The organism is Paenibacillus anseongensis (genome assembly GCF_009757995.1).
Classification (GTDB): Bacteria; Bacillota; Bacilli; order Paenibacillales; family NBRC-103111; genus Paenibacillus_E; species Paenibacillus_E chondroitinus.
Window position 1 is genome coordinate 741,107 of the sequence record NZ_WSEM01000016.1, and the last position, 15,963, is coordinate 757,069.

The following is a 15,963-nucleotide window of genomic DNA, read 5'->3' on the forward strand; positions in this document are numbered from 1 at the left end:
TAAAAACGCTCCCTACAAGTATAATACAAGCCCTATAGGGTGTCAAAATGTAAAAACCCCCTCGCAGCAGGGGGCTTCTCTTTCAATAACAGGGTATGTATGCCTATTTTAAGTTTACAAATTGTAGATCAAGAGGAATATCCGCCTTGCGAAGCAGAGCGATAACAGCCTGCAAATCATCACGGCTCTTGCCCGTTACCCGAATTTGATCGCCTTGTACTTGCGTTTTCACCTTAAGTTTCGAATCACGAATCAGGACGTTGATCTTTTTCGAATTTTCTTGATCGACACCTTGTTTCATGCTGATTTTCTGTCTTACGGTCGAGCTGGCCGCTGGTTCTACCTTGCTGTAATCGAGATTTTTGATCGAAATCCCGCGTTTTGTCATTTTGGCATGCAGGATATCTAGAACATTCTGAAGCTTGAACTCGTCATCCGAAGTAACGACTAATTGATCTTTTTCTAATTTAATGCTGCTTTTGCTGCCCTTAAAATCAAAACGGGTTGCAATCTCTTTTTCAGCCTGTTGAATGGCGTTATTTAACTCCTGCATATCCACCTTGGATACAATATCGAACGAACTTTCTGAACTCATCTTAGACCAAACACCCTTTCCATCAAATTACAATAGCATTATAGCAAGAAGTCTAATAAAAAGAAACATCCCGCAGCCCCACGGCCTAGGATGTCTCTTGAGGAAATCATTTCATTACCCGGGAAAGCGCAGGAAATGCCAAAATGCTAGTTTTTTTGCAAGTTCAGCTGTACACGCTTTGGATTAGGCGTATCACCAACAGGTACCACGGTGCCGTTCACAGTAAGCTCTAACGCACTTGCTGCTCCTACATTCAGATAGGCGGAACTTGTCAAATCAAAGGCGTCGGTATCGCCTGCTTTGTAAAGCTTTTGTCTTAACATGTCTTTACCGCCACCCTCTGTAAGGGCATCAATTCGAATCCAGCAGGAACCGTTTATTTTCATTTGTATGTTTAAATTCGCAGTACCGGTAATCGTGTAGTTATCTACACCCTTTTCGTTGCTGCTAAATTTAACTTGTACCGCTGGAGGCGTTGGTGTTGGTGCCGGTGTTGGGGTCGGAAGAGGCTCCACTTTACCTTCACTGGAGGCATTCGTTGAAGTTGTCGGAGTCGTTCCTGCCCCGGGATTCGTGGTATCCGTAATTCGCGGAGACTGCGTTTGAGAAGGCTTTTCCCCTGCCGGTGTTCCCTTATAGTTCTTATATGTATAATAGTACACAATTCCGAAAATGAGCAAAATGAAACATATAAACATCACGCTTGACGCCCAACGGCTCATTTTCTCCGTATTACGAACACTCGTTCGATTTTTACGAATTGTTTCTACTACCGGTTTTTCCACGACTGGTGAAGGATTCGTTGTCTCGTACATATTCAACACTTCAGTTGGATCCAAACCTACCGCTTCGGCATAGCTTTTGATGAAAGCTCGTACATAAAAGCTTCCTGGCAGCACTTTATAGTTTCCTTCTTCAATGGCTTCAAGGTAGCGTTTACGAATTTTTGTAACTTCCTGCAAATCATCTAGCGAAATCTTTCTTTCCAATCGTGTCTTGCGTAAAATGTATCCAAGATCAGACATAATGGTCACCTCCCCACGGGAATCTCATTAGTTAATGACGTTACAAACCTTAAAATGGTTCGGACGTATACGTAAACGAATCATAATTGATTTCTTCATCCGGGCTGTTACGAAGCTCAATAATATAATCAAAGTGATTATAAGTGTATTCAGATTCACGAATAAATATATCCGGATGCTCGATTACCTTCGTAGATGGCATGGCCATGATATCCTGTAAAAGACTATGGTGCTTCTCATTTGAACGAATCGTGGAAACAATTCCGTCAATTATGAACACATTGTTAGGAGTCATTTCGTCTTCGGATAATTGGCTGCGAACCGTCTGACGAAGCAACGTGGAAGAAACGAAAGTCCAGCGTTTATTTGCACATACACTTCCTGCAATAATCGATTCCGTCTTGCCGACCCGCGGCATACCGCGAAGCCCGATCACATGATTACCTTCACGTTTGAAAACCTCGCCAAGGAAGTCAACCAATAACCCTAACTCATCACGGGTAAAGCGGAATGTTTTGCGATCATCCGAATCGCGTTCGATATAACGACCATGACGCACAGCCAAAATATCCACGAGCTTAGGTGGACGTAATGCCGTAATAGTAATATTATCTACTTTTTTCAGCATTTTACCCATTAAGTCAATTTTTTCTTCATCGTTAGTTTGAAGAAGCATACCACGCGTACGATCTTCAACCCCATTAATGGTTACAATATTAATATCCAACATCCCCATTAAGGAAGCGATATCCCCTAATAACCCGGGACGGTTTTTGTGAATCTTATACTCCATATACCATTCTTTAACGTCCAATCCTTCCACCTCATCGCTATATCTGTAACGTTCCTTTTGTTAGCTCTTCAAATAAATTCTACAATTTTCGCCAATTTCCTTCTATTAAGAGGCACGAATTTATTTCATTTTGAGTTCAGTAAGCTCTTTTTCATTGTAATTCAAAGCGCCTTTCTGCCATGCCTTACTTGTCATTGCAAGAAGTCGGTCATCGAGAATTTGCGGCCAGTTCAATTCAGCTGATAATGAATTTGAAACATCAATGACAGAGGTTCCTAGCGTTTTTGCTTTTTGCAGCTGCGCTTCTGTCGCTGGAGAATAGAAAATAATCCAAGTCGCATAGTGCTGTCTCGTTTGGAAAGCTAATTGCTGAAACCATTGCTCATTATTATCAAACAAAACAATGTGGTCCGCTTCTTCCGAAGGTGCCCACGCAGAAGGAATCGGGCGATCGCTTCTCGTTACCCATTCCACCGTAACATTCTGAGCCATGAGATTTTCAATCCACTGATTCTTCAAGTTATCAATTTGTTGAGAATCAATTTGCAGTAACGCAGCTTGCTCAAGGGTTGTGCTCGCACTCCCGTTAACATCCAACTGGCTCTGTAATAATGTCCATTTACCCGGATTTAACCCTTGCTGAATCACCCCATTTGCCGATGGGAACAAATCGTTGCCGATAACATATATGTAATCGTACGAGCTTGCTTTCAATTTCGTGAGCGCACGATCATCCACTGCGCTCAAATCGTTAATCCAATCATAGGCGATAAAATTGGCGTCTCTCCACTTTTGAAGCGCACTCCCAATGGAGTCCTTAGCGGTTTGAGATAAATTAACGCTGGAAAGCATCAAGACAGACAATTTCTTATCCAATAACCCCTGTTTGATAACAGGAATACCTCGATTTCCACACCCTGCAACAATAAAAGATAAGAGCAAAATCATAAGCATAGAACGTTTGATCATCATGAAATTCGATTCCTTTCTACTTAAGAAAGCGTGCAAAAGCCTCCGAAAGAGGAGGCTTTCACATAGTACCCTATTGAATTGTAAAACGGTTATTAACCTTTGTCTACTAATTTTACCATGAGGCGGGCAAGCGTACGTTTATCCTGCTCATCCCCGGCATCCCACAGCTCTTTGAGCACACGTTCCTGCTCATTTTCCGGATCAACTTTATCAGCTAGGAATTCGCCAATTTGAAAAGCGAGCTTCGAGATGGTTTCATCACTCATCCCCGCATGTCCAGCTTGACTAACGCGTTCAGCCAGAAACTCTTTCCACTTGTCAAATACTTTAAGTACTGTAGCCATTGTAAGAAGCCTCCTTTGAGTTATGAGAGATGGTCATTACATAAGTAATATTCGCTTCTCCCACTAGAATTATGCGTGCTTCTTACAATGACATTAAGTTAACCATCCACCGTTAGGGCTTATGATTTGACCCGTGATATAGCCGGACTCAGGCAATGCCAGAAAATAAACGAGCGAAGCCACTTCATAAGGCATTGCAAAGCGGCCTGCCGGAATTTCACTGGCAATCGCATCCCGCTCCTCCGTTTGAAACCCGGACATCATGTCGGTTTCAACAGCGCCCGGTGCAACGGCGTTTACTGTAACGCCGGATGGAGCAAGTTCTTTAGCTAATGCCTTAGTGAACGCATTCAGCCCACCTTTTGCCGTGGAATACACCACTTCACAGGATGCCCCTGAGATCCCCCAGATTGAGGATACATTAATGATTCGACCATACTTCTGGGAAATCATCGCTTGCATAAAGGTTTGCGAACAAAGAAATGCGCCCTTTAAATTAACGTCCATGACAGAATCCCATTCTTCTTCGCTAACATCTGACAACAGCCCGTAATGAGCGATGCCGGCATTGTTCACGATGATATCAGGAACCATATCTTTTTGCTCCAGCTTTTCCTTCATCAAAAGAATTTGTTCTCGGGATTTGACATCCGCAGACACGGTCAGCACCTTCGCACCATGCTTCATGCAAGTTCTCGCAACTTCGTTCGCCGCTTCATGAGAATCGCGGTAGTGGATGACCACTTTCATCCCTACCGCGGCAAAGCGCTCAGCAATCGCTGCTCCAATCCCTCGGCTGGCGCCCGTAATAAGAACCGTTTGCTCACTAAATGGCTTGGAAAAGGTCACGACTTCTCACGACTTTGGACAATCGAAATAGCAAGCTTACTCCAATCGAAATGCTCTCTGAAGCGTGAATTAACATCCTCAAGCGTAATCTGCTCATATACAGGCAAAATGTCAAACAAATCAATGCCTTTAAACCGATATTTCGTAAACTCATTTGCAATCGATTCCGGGGAATTCATCATCCGCAAGAAATTGCCGATTTTTTTCTTCCGGCTGCGTTCAAAGGTAACCTCATCAAGCCCTGAACTCTTCCTTTTTTCAACTTCTTCACGGATACGGGCAATAAGCTGATCAGGATCTTTGGTATCACCGCCAAGGATAGAGAAGGCATATCCATCACTGCAATTATATTCATGTCCAAAATTATCAGAGATGAGCTGTTCATCATAAAGCGCTTGATAAATATCCGAGCTTGAGCTGAACAAGACATCCAGCATTAATTTCGTTGTCAGTTCTCTAACAAGCAAATCTTTGCCATTCACAGCCGGTGCTTGCTCCTTGAAGCCAATTAAACACTTCGGCATTGATACTGGAAGCAAGGTAACTCTACGTGCTTCCTTCACCTCCACCGGCTCTTCCGGGAAAAACCTTTTGATTTCTCCTTGCGGTGGAAATGTTTTGGCAGCTTGGTTCTCCTTGACTAGTTTGATTACCTCTTCCGCATTCACCCCACCAACAACAAACAAACTCATATTGCTCGGGTGGTAGAAGGTGTTGTAGCACTCATACAAAGTCTCCTTTGTAATTTTGGAAATCGAAGCTACAGTCCCCGCGATATCGATATGAATGGGATGCTTGGCGTATAAGGATTCAATTAAACCGTAATAGCTTCTCCAGTCCGCATTATCTTCGTACATTTTAATCTCTTGGCCGATAATCCCTTTTTCTTTTTCCACATTTTCATCTGTAAAATAAGGATTTTGCACGAAATTAATTAATGTCGTTAAATTGGTTAAATAGTTGTCCGTTGACGAGAACAAATACGCGGTCCGGTCAAAACTTGTGAAAGCGTTCGCTGATGCCCCGTTCGAAGCAAAAGTTGCGAAAATATCACCCTCAGGCTCCTCAAACATTTTGTGCTCCAGGAAATGGGCAATACCGTCCGGAACTTGAACAGCCGCTTTCCCTTCAACTTGAAAATCGTTATCGATAGAACCATACTGCGTCGTGAACGTCGCATAGGTTTTCTGGAAACCTTCTTTGGGCAGAACAAACACATGAAGCCCATTATCGAGCACTTCGTGGTAAATCGTTTCACCCAGGTGTGGATAAGGAATAACTTTCATGGCCTACTCTCCCTCCCGATCCCGTAAAAAGTAAATCGTATCCAGTTGAACTCGCTTAGCAGCTTCAGCAATCGCCGGAATGTCGATTTGTTCCACGGACTCGATTAACCCCGCTACTGTGCGCTCTTTACCAGACAAAATCGCATTAAAATCAAAAGAAATTAATTCAAAAGCGGAATCCTGAATTTCGCGGAGCTGATTCGCAATCATCGCTCGCGTCTGGCTTAGTTCGATATCATTAATATCTCCCTGCTCCATCGCCGTTAGCTGCTTCCGGATAATATCAACCGCTTTTTCATAATTAGCCATTTCAATTCCGGATTGGATCGTTAATATGCCTTTGTGCCCATCAAATCGAGATGATGCATAATAAGCTAGACTTGCCTTCTCACGGACGTTAATAAACAACTTGGAATGCGGGTATCCGCCAAGAACTCCATTATACATAAGAGCTACAGGATAAAGCTCATCCCCATAGGAAATATTCGTGCGCAGTCCCATGTTCAATTTACCTTGATTAACGTCTAATCGCTCGACAACCGTTTTCACTTCACCTGAAGCGCCCCGCGGAGCCGAAGTTACGTAACCAACATCTTGCTTGCGTTCAATCTTGAAGGCGGAAGCGACAATTCCTTCAACTTCAGCGAGCGTTGTGTTGCCAACCACATAAATATCTATCGGCTGTGATTGAAGCCACTGTCTATACTGTTCGTAAAGCTGCTCGGAATTAATGCGGTCAAGATCCGCTATTTTACCCAATGGGTGAAGACGATACGGATCGTCACTGCACATTTCTTCGATACAGCGCTCAGCGGCATAGCGGATTTTATCATTAATTACGGATTCAATACGCTTCTGAAGCGTTTGCTTCTCGGAATCTACATATTTGCTGCGAAAATGATTACCTTCCAGAGCAGGCCGTGTCAATGTTTCTCCAACAAAATCAAGCCCTTGCTTCAAGAGTGATTGCGCCGACTTTACGAAACGGTCATTAATGATATCCATTCGCAACTGTACAATTTGATAATCGCCTCTTTTGTAAATATCAAAACCAAAACCTGCACCGTACAGATCATCCAAATACTCTCTAAATTGCTTCGTTTCAGGACGTAATTCTGTTCCTCTGCGTAATACAAAAGGAGTAAGGGCGGTATTCGTGACCGTATCTTCATCTAAGGGACGGCCTATGTACACGGAAATTGCAAACGTTTTGAACCGATCTGTCGGCAGCACATGCAAACGAATATGATTTAATGTACTGCGCTCAAATTGTATATGCTTCAAAGGTCTGTCTCCCTTCTAAGATCGTAATAGTTCCATTATATTCCTATACGAAGAGGAGAAGCAACCAATGCCGGTTCCTTCTCCTTGTCCATTTCGAAATTATTTACAAAAAATATGCTTGCCAATATTCTTAACTTGTGGTCGACTCCAAATCCACTTGGATGTTGCGGTTTCCGGGTTAAAATAATAGATACACCCGCCTGTAGGATCCCAGCCGCTTAATGCATCCTTAACCGCTTTTTTCGTTGATTCGCTAGGTGTAAGCCAAATTTGACCATCTGCTACAGCAGTGAACGCTCCTGGCTGAAAGATAACGCCCGAAACCGTATTGGGAAAGCTCGGGTTTTTGACGCGATTCAAAATGACTGCGGCTACTGCTACTTGTCCAACATAAGGCTCTCCGCGTGCTTCACCATTCACAGCATTCGCCATCAAGTTAATATCCTGCTCCGAGAGGCCGAGGTTATTAGATGGAGTAAGATTGGCCGGCTTTTGATCCGAAGCAGCATTCTCCGTGCCACCAGCAGTTCCACCGCCACCTCCACCACCACCTGTGTTTCCTCCAGTCGCTGGTGCAGTTGGTTTCCAATTCTTCGTAGCTTCCCATAGTTTAAGTTTTGTTTTTGGCCCTACAATACCATCTACGGTCATCCCAAATTCGCCTTGGAAACGTTTCACAGCCGTTAATGTCTTATACCCATAATCACCGTCTATATTGCCGCCATAAAAACCGATGAATTTCAAACGTCCTTGCAGTTCATTGACGTCTGCACCCGTAGCTCCATAACGTATCTCATTTTTGCTGAACGTTTCTTCCGCCGGCGGGTTGAACTTTCCTTTCAATTGGAAGGCAACAACCAATACGAAAACAATGCAAAAGGTTAATACAATTAATCGTTTATTCATTCCCCTTCTCAACCTCACTTTTCAAATAAGAGCCTTTTCTTACTTTTCTTAGCTTATTATGAGAAAGGGGGTCTTGGTTTATGCAAACAAAAACACTCTCTAGAAAGAGAGTGTCCATCTAATCATCCTGCATCCGTTATCAACTAATTCGATTGTGCTGGTATTGCTCAATTGACATCAGCACTTCGCGGGGTTTGCTTCCCTCATAAGGGCCGACAACGCCTTTGGCTTCCATGGCGTCAACAAGCCTTGCTGCACGAGTATAGCCAACTCTCATGCGTCTTTGAAGCAATGAAACGGAAGCTTGTTTTGCTTCTAAAACGATTTGAACAGCTTGATCATACAGCTCGTCCTCGAATTCATTTTGTTGTTCCGGCATTTCTTCCACTTGCGGTACCAATTCTTCTTGGTAATTGGCTTGTTCTTGCGTACGGACGAAAGTTACGACATGCTCGACCTCTTGGTCAGATAAAAAGGCCCCTTGTACACGTACCGGCTTGGATGCGCCAACAGGTAAATAAAGCATATCGCCTCGGCCTAGCAGTTTCTCGGCGCCAACCATATCCAAAATGGTCCGTGAATCGACTTGGGAAGAAACTCCAAATGCAATACGTGAAGGGATATTGGCTTTGATAACACCCGTAATGACATCAACGGATGGCCTTTGCGTAGCAATAATCAAGTGAATACCTGCTGCGCGAGCCATCTGCGCTAATCGGCAGATCGAATCTTCTACGTCATTAGCTGCGACCATCATTAAATCCGCCAACTCGTCTACAATGACTACGTAGTAAGGCAATGGAGCCGCTGTGCCGCTTTCCGTCAACATAGCATTGTAACCTTCAATATTTCGCGTTCCGCTCTTCGAAAATAACTCGTAGCGTTTCTCCATCTCGACTACGATTTTCTTAAGAGCCAGAGATGCTCTTCGTGGATCGGTTACAACCGGCGCAAGAAGATGCGGTATTCCATTGTAGACATTTAACTCAACCATCTTGGGGTCAATCATCAAAAACTTGACTTCATTCGGTTTAGCTTTGTACAAGATACTCGTAATGATCCCGTTAATACAAACGGATTTACCTGAACCTGTAGCACCGGCTACAAGTAAGTGAGGCATTCGAGCCAAATTCCCCACGATAGGTTGTCCGGAGATATCCCTCCCGAGTACAACAGACAGACGAGAACTCGATTCTTGAAAAGCAGATGTTTCCATCACTTCTCGCATCGTTACAACGGAAACCTCAAGATTCGGAACCTCAATCCCAATTGCCGATTTACCGGGAATCGGAGCTTCCATCCGAATATCCTTAGCGGCAAGCGCTAACGCAATATCGTCCGTTAAAGAAACAATTCGGCTTACCTTCACCCCGACATCAGGTTGAATCTCATACCGTGTAACAGCAGGTCCCCTGACGACCTCGAGCACTTTGGCACGCACACCGAAGCTTTCCAAGGTGGCCTCCAGCTTTCGGGCATTCGCTTTGTAGTCCGACATCTCACTGCCTTTGCCGACAGCCGGCTTCGCCAGCAGGTCGAGTGCAGGCATCTCATAAGGACGGGTTTGAACGGCCGGTACATGATCTTGAAACTCTAAAGTAACAGGTTCATCATCCCCAGTTGCATCACTCGCTGAAGCTGGTTTTGTCTTAGGTATCGCCGTTGTTGATGCAGCCGAAACAGGTTTAACCGATTGTTGGGCTTCTTGAAAGACTTGCTCCTGAAAATCGCGGATAATCGGTGTGACAGGCTGATCTTCTGATGGAATCTCGACAGCCGATCGCACTTCATTCGATTTATAAACCACTTCCTCAGAAGCTTCTGTTTCTTCTGCATTATGTACAAATTCATCATCATTCTCATCGCTTGCCGCTGCAGTTGCTTTCTTCCGCCCTTCTTTAATAGGACGCAGCAACTCCATGATAAGCGGTGATTTCTTCCGTTTCACAGGCCGGAATACTTCTTCATCGAACTCATCGTCAACAGGGACATAAGCCTGCCTTTTTACTTTCTTGTCGTTGGCACCTGAGGCCGTGGCCGTGGCAACTTGCGCGGGTTGTCGCCCTTCTCGATCCTGCAGCCATTCTTTCATTCTGTCTTTGAAATTTTGCCCGACATTGCTGAACCGTCCGCGGATTACGTTCCCGATGTCCACATAAGAGATGCCAGTAGCCAGAATAAAACCAATTACAAATAAGGCGTACTGGATTAATCTTGCACCTAAGTAGTCAAATAAGAAGTACAAGATACTATACAGCACAGCGCCAATCATGCCGCCGCCAATCCCGTGCTCAAGCGCAGCCTGTCCTGCTTCCGTCGGATGCAGCCCTTCCAACATGGCGTTCCATGTCGACGAAATGATTTTGCCAGACGTAAATCCGCCATCCGGGTACAATTGAGCAAATAAATCAATGTGATTTTTTATCAACAGTCCAAGAATAAACAGCAAAATGCCTGCTTTCTTAGGCGTCACCATCTGTGGCCAGGCTCGTTTGATCATGGCATATAAGGCCACATATATGAAAATGAGAGGCACTAACGAATACCACGTTCCAACAAAAAAACGGAAAAGGTAAATCAATGAGTTTCCGACATGTCCTTGATGGGCAAGGGCAATGACGGAAAAAATCAAAATGAGAATCCCGTACAATTCGAATAACAAGCTAGTTTTTAAAGCCTTACCCTTCTTCTTGCGTTTCGCCACGCTTGTCACCCCCAAGTCCACATTATACCATATTTGGCTTGAGGGATGATACAGGAACAGCGCTTTATATGAGTGAAGTCTCCACAATTGGACTGAAAGAAATTATAGTTCCAGGGGCATATTGCTCTTTTAAATAATCCTGCGGGTTACAGCTGTACAGTCTGACAATACGAGCTTGAAAGCCGCTAATTGGCTCAATCTGCATCTTGATTCCGCCTTGTTCAATCTCCATGAACTTGGGCTCATACGTATCTGCCCCTTCAAAAATCACATCCATCGGCACTACCGAGTAGTGAATCATTGTACCATGCCACCACCCATAGCTGCCTTCTTCGACTCAATACGCTTGTTAAGCTCCCGAATAGCATCGCCGATCCCGCCGACCTGGTTGATTAAGCCGTATTTCACAGCATCCTCGCCAATGACCGTTGTCCCGATATCTCTGGTTAACTCCCCCGTCTTAAACATCAACTCTTTAAACTTTTGTTCCGTTACATTGGAATGTTTCGTTACGAATCGAACGACGCGTTCTTGCATTTTATCCAGATACTCAAAAGTTTGCGGTACCCCGATAATTAAGCCATTTAATCGGATTGGGTGAATCGTCATCGTCGCAGTCTCCGCAATGATGGAGTAATCTGCAGAAACCGCGATAGGAACACCGATGCTGTGTCCTCCCCCTAGAACTAGAGCGATCGAAGGCTTTGAAAGGGTTGACACCATCTCAGCTATCGCTAACCCTGCTTCAACATCTCCGCCCACCGTATTTAAAATGATCATGACGCCTTCAATCTTTGGATTTTGCTCCGCAGCGACCAATTGTGGGATGATATGCTCATATTTCGTTGTTTTATTCTGCGGCGGAAGCACGATATGGCCTTCCACTTGTCCAATGATCGTAAGACAAAAAATGTTTGACTCACCTGAAATCGTATTGGTTTGGCCTAATTGCTGAATATTTTCGAGGACAGGATTTTTCTTTCCTTCCTCTGTCACTGGTTCCTGCTGCTTTGTCGGTTCTGTAGATGATGCCACAATAAGTCCCCCTTCATGTTTGACTAACAATCCTTACAGACATGGATCATAATCTCCCATAGTATGAATAATCTTGGTACCTTTCATGCATCATTTCTTCTGATGGGCCGACTGAAAAAAGCTCCCTCCAGTGATGGAGAGAGCTTTGCTATTTGCATAGGTTCAAGTGACTGTTCGAGCCTAGACTTCCATGATAATTGGAAGGATCATTGGTCTTCTTCTGGTTTGTTCATATAAAAAGCGTCCGAGAACATCTTTTACATTAGTTTTTAAAGATGCCCATTCATTTACATTTTCGTTCATTAACTTCGTTAATGTATTGGTAACAATGCGATTGGCTTCTTCCAAGAGGCCCTCTGATTCACGTACATACACGAATCCGCGAGAAATGATATCCGGTCCGGATAAAATTTTGCCATCTTGTTTACTGAGAGTAACAACGACTACAAGAATACCGTCCTGAGACAGTAACTTACGGTCACGCAACACAATGTTGCCTACATCTCCGACGCCCAGTCCATCAATCAGAATGTTGCCGCTTTGAACTTTGGATCCTTTGCGTGCAACTCCATTTTGAATTTCTACCGTGTCACCGATATCACACATGAAAATATCTTCTTTCGCCATACCTACAGACTCAGCAAGGAGTCCATGCTGACGGAGCATGCGATATTCACCGTGAATAGGAATAAAGTATTTCGGCTTCATCAAATTGAGCATAAGCTTCAATTCTTCTTGACTGCCGTGACCTGAAACGTGTACACCGGTTACTGAACCTGGTCCGTAAATAACATTAGCACCGATACGGAACAATTCATCTACGGTACGTCCTACATCACGTTCATTTCCTGGAATCGGCGTAGCTGCAATAATGACCGTGTCCCCTGGTAAAATATCAACTTTACGGTGGGTGGAACGTGCCATTCTTGTAAGTGCAGACATCGGCTCGCCTTGGCTTCCTGTGGAAAGAATGACAACGCGGTCAGCAGCAAGCTTGTTCACTTCCTCTGGCTCAATCAACATGCCATCCGGAATGTTCAAGTAACCTAATTCACTTGCAATCGATACCACATTAACCATGCTTCGACCAATAACGGTAACTTTACGATTCGTTGCAGCCGCTGCATCAAACACCTGTTGTACACGATGAATGTTAGATGCAAATGTTGCAATAACCACTCTCTGTTTAGCTTTACGGAACACTTCTTCAATCTCAATACCTACACTGCGCTCCGACCCTGTGTAACCAGGTCGTTCTGCATTGGTACTGTCAGAAAGCAAGGCAAGAACGCCTTTCTTCCCGATCTCTGCCATGCGGTGCAAATCGGCATATTGATCGTTCACAGGAGTTTGATCAAATTTGAAGTCTCCTGTATGAACAACTACACCTTCCGGTGTATCCAGAGCGACACCTACAGAATCAGGGATACTGTGATTCGTTTTGAAGAATGTTGCTGTAAGAGTGCCTAAAGAAAGCACGGAATCCGCGTTAATTAGGATCCGGTTCGTTGTACCGAGCAAGTTCGCTTCCTTCAGCTTCGCTTCAATGAGACCCATTGTAAGTTTAGTAGCATACAGTGGAACATTAAGATGCTTAAGCACATAAGGTAAGCCGCCGATATGATCTTCATGGCCGTGAGTAATGATAATGCCGCGTACTTTATCCCGATTCTCCGTTAAGTATCCGATATCTGGAATGACAATATCAATTCCGAGCATGTCCTGCTCAGGAAATTTCAAACCACTATCAATGACGATGATATCGTTCGCATACTGAACGCAATACATATTTTTTCCGATTTCGCCCACGCCGCCAAGAGCGAAGATCAAAAGTTTATCAATATTTTTTTTGGACAAGAATATACCTCCTTCTAAGATTGGACGACGAATTTTAGATGAAAAACCGAACTAGTCACTTGCAACCATTATACATGAAAAAAAACAACAAATACAAGTTAATACCGATTACAATAGCTTCCCCAAAAAAAGAAAACCGATGCCGGAGCACCGATTCATTAGGCGTTATCATACAAAAAGTGATTGGATGAATTGTCCTTCTTGCTCGGATACGCGAACTAACGGAAGTCTCACGCCCCCTGTTTGGATTCCTTTCAGTGCCAGAGCATGCTTGATTGGAGCAGGACTGGGAACACGGAAAATGCCAATAAACACAGGGTGCAGCTTACGATGAAGTTCTGCCGCTTGCTGAATGTTACCTTCTAAATAATACTTTACCATAGATTGCATTTCTTTTCCAATCACATGGCTCGCAACACTAATAATTCCATGACAACCTACGGACAATGCTGGCAGGGCATTGCTGTCATCCCCGCTGTATACTAGAAAACCAGGGGCTGCATCGTTCAGAATACGGGTTAATTGATCCGTGTTCGCACAATCCTTGGTTGCCACAATATTCGAAATGTGTGAAAGACGAATGGTTGTCTCTGCATCCAAATTAACACCTGTACGGCCCGGTACATTATAGAGCATGATACTGACGTTAACGGATTCAGCAACGGCTTTAAAATGCTGGTACAACCCCTCTTGCGACGGGCGGTTATAGTAAGGAGCTACGATAAGCAAAGCATCGACTCCAAGTTTCTCGACCTTTTGGGAGAAATGAATGGTGTGTGCCGTATCATTGCTTCCAGTGCCTGCAATGATCTTGCAACGACCTCGTGCATAACGAACGGATAGCTCGATCAGCTTCAGCTTCTCCTCGTCAGTTAATGTAGGCGCCTCACCAGTGGTCCCACAAATTACGAGGCTATCAGACTGCTGCTCTTCGATCAAATAATTGATTAGCGGTTCTACTTGGTCCCAGTTGACTTGTAATTGCTCGTCAAACGGAGTGACCATGGCTGTGATTAATCTTCCAAAATCCACCGTTTGCACCTCCTGAATCTCATATTCATTTATTTAAACCAAATTTATGATGTAATGCTTTAACCGATTTGATCATATCTTCCCCTTGTACAAGCACCCAGATCGTCGTATTCGAATCGGCTGATTGCAAGATCCGTATGTCTTCTATCGTTAAAGCCTCTACAATTTGCGCCATAATTCCCGGCACACCGTTCATCCCCCCGCCAATCACGGATACCTTCGCACATCCACTTAAAGCATGAGGTTCGTATCCATGGCTCCTAAGCAGCTTAACTGCGCGTTCAGCTTCGTGATCGAAAACGGTATAAACAACTGCCGATGGATTCACACTGATAAAATCAACACTGATCTGGTTCTGCGCCATCGTTTTGAATACACGAAGCTGCAGATCAAATTGCCCCTCAACGGCGGCCACATAGATTTGCGTAATGTTCGTAAAATGGGCAATCCCTGTAACAAAGCGGTCTTTCACTTGGTTCATGTCATGCGGGATACTGTCTGAAGCTGTAACCAAAGTGCCTAATTCCTTCGTGAACGTGGATCGCACCCGGATCGGAATATTAGCGTGCATAGCGACTTCTACGGCACGCGGATGAATCACTTTGGCGCCATTGTGCGCCATATTGCAAATTTCGGCAAAGCTGACTCGAATGAGCGGTTTGGCGTCCTCCACGATTCTTGGATCCGCTGTCATTATCCCATTCACGTCAGTGAAAATATCAACAATCTCGGCTTTCAGTGCTGCTCCTAACGCAGTCGCTGATGTATCGCTACCTCCGCGTCCCAGCGTAGTCAGTTCATCCTCGCTTGTTTTACCTTGAAAACCTGTAACAATAACAACCATATCTTGTTCCAGTAATTCTAGAATACGGTTAGGCTGCATAGCAACGATCTTAGCGTTGCCGTGATCGTCATTGGTTAAAATGCCAGCTTGCCCACCCGTCAAAACTGTTGAGCGGATGCCTCTAGACTGCAATAAACTGCACAAATGTACCGCAGAAATTAACTCTCCGCAGCCCATTAGCATGTCGAGTTCCCGCGCCGGCAACCCCTCTCCGTTCTTACGAACAAGATCTAAGAGCGTGTCAGTCGCATAGGGTTCCCCTTTACGTCCCATCGCAGAAACAACAACGACTAGTTTGTAATCATCGATTAGTGCATCTTGAATATGTCCAATAACATGTTCTCTAGCTTGTGCGGTGGAAAGCGAGGTACCTCCGAATTTCTGTACAAGGATTCGCATGAGTTTCCCCCATATTCACTGCAACTTAATCGCAGTAA

General features: G+C 44.4%; 15 protein-coding genes. All 15 read right to left on the reverse strand.

Annotated elements, in window-relative coordinates; genetic code table 11:
• Positions 1–103 precede the first annotated feature (103 nt).
• The 15 genes from GON05_RS19630 to dapG all read right to left on the reverse strand — a co-directional run bounded on the left by GON05_RS19630 (position 104) and on the right by dapG (position 15,925).
• Positions 104–595, reverse strand: a complete 492-nt coding sequence (locus GON05_RS19630) for a YajQ family cyclic di-GMP-binding protein (protein WP_127450956.1) — start codon at positions 593–595, stop codon at positions 104–106.
• 146 nt (positions 596–741) lie between these two features.
• Positions 742–1,620: a helix-turn-helix domain-containing protein gene (locus GON05_RS19635; protein ID WP_127450958.1), complete on the reverse strand. Its 879-nt coding sequence runs from the start codon at positions 1,618–1,620 to the stop codon at positions 742–744.
• Positions 1,621–1,669: 49 nt separating this feature from the next.
• Positions 1,670–2,413: a DUF3388 domain-containing protein gene (locus GON05_RS19640; RefSeq protein WP_379171917.1), complete on the reverse strand. Its 744-nt coding sequence runs from the start codon at positions 2,411–2,413 to the stop codon at positions 1,670–1,672.
• A gap of 120 nt (positions 2,414–2,533) precedes the next feature.
• Positions 2,534–3,385 (reverse strand): hypothetical protein, encoded by an 852-nt coding sequence (locus tag GON05_RS19645; RefSeq protein ID WP_157321147.1) that lies wholly within the window; start codon positions 3,383–3,385, stop codon positions 2,534–2,536.
• Positions 3,386–3,477: 92 nt separating this feature from the next.
• On the reverse strand, positions 3,478–3,729 hold the full coding sequence (locus tag GON05_RS19650) for a DUF3243 domain-containing protein (protein WP_127450964.1): 252 nt from the start codon (positions 3,727–3,729) through the stop codon (positions 3,478–3,480).
• A gap of 93 nt (positions 3,730–3,822) precedes the next feature.
• On the reverse strand, positions 3,823–4,578 hold the full coding sequence (gene ymfI / locus GON05_RS19655) for an elongation factor P 5-aminopentanone reductase (protein ID WP_127450966.1): 756 nt from the start codon (positions 4,576–4,578) through the stop codon (positions 3,823–3,825).
• Positions 4,575–5,864, reverse strand: coding sequence for an EF-P 5-aminopentanol modification-associated protein YfmH (gene yfmH, locus GON05_RS19660; protein WP_157321149.1), 1,290 nt, complete (start codon positions 5,862–5,864; stop codon positions 4,575–4,577). The genes ymfI and yfmH overlap by 4 nt, the downstream gene beginning before the upstream one ends.
• A gap of 3 nt (positions 5,865–5,867) precedes the next feature.
• Positions 5,868–7,148, reverse strand: coding sequence for an EF-P 5-aminopentanol modification-associated protein YfmF (gene yfmF / locus GON05_RS19665; protein ID WP_157321151.1), 1,281 nt, complete (start codon positions 7,146–7,148; stop codon positions 5,868–5,870).
• Between the two features lie 99 nt (positions 7,149–7,247).
• Positions 7,248–8,054, reverse strand: coding sequence for a spore cortex-lytic enzyme (gene sleB, locus GON05_RS19670; RefSeq protein ID WP_157321154.1), 807 nt, complete (start codon positions 8,052–8,054; stop codon positions 7,248–7,250).
• A 139-nt stretch (positions 8,055–8,193) separates the two neighbouring features.
• Positions 8,194–10,758, reverse strand: coding sequence for an FtsK/SpoIIIE family DNA translocase (locus GON05_RS19675; protein ID WP_309491757.1), 2,565 nt, complete (start codon positions 10,756–10,758; stop codon positions 8,194–8,196).
• Positions 10,759–10,822: 64 nt separating this feature from the next.
• Positions 10,823–11,059: a YlzJ-like family protein gene (locus GON05_RS19680; protein ID WP_157321158.1), complete on the reverse strand. Its 237-nt coding sequence runs from the start codon at positions 11,057–11,059 to the stop codon at positions 10,823–10,825.
• A complete protein-coding gene (locus GON05_RS19685) occupies positions 11,056–11,796 on the reverse strand; it encodes a ClpP family protease (protein WP_127451156.1) in 741 nt (246 codons plus the stop codon). The genes GON05_RS19680 and GON05_RS19685 overlap by 4 nt, the downstream gene beginning before the upstream one ends.
• A gap of 177 nt (positions 11,797–11,973) precedes the next feature.
• Positions 11,974–13,650: a ribonuclease J gene (locus GON05_RS19690; RefSeq protein WP_157321162.1), complete on the reverse strand. Its 1,677-nt coding sequence runs from the start codon at positions 13,648–13,650 to the stop codon at positions 11,974–11,976.
• 168 nt (positions 13,651–13,818) lie between these two features.
• Positions 13,819–14,682: a 4-hydroxy-tetrahydrodipicolinate synthase gene (gene dapA / locus GON05_RS19695; RefSeq protein ID WP_181646150.1), complete on the reverse strand. Its 864-nt coding sequence runs from the start codon at positions 14,680–14,682 to the stop codon at positions 13,819–13,821.
• Positions 14,683–14,707: 25 nt separating this feature from the next.
• On the reverse strand, positions 14,708–15,925 hold the full coding sequence (gene dapG, locus GON05_RS19700; protein WP_157321164.1) for an aspartate kinase: 1,218 nt from the start codon (positions 15,923–15,925) through the stop codon (positions 14,708–14,710).
• Positions 15,926–15,963: the final 38 nt, after the last annotated feature.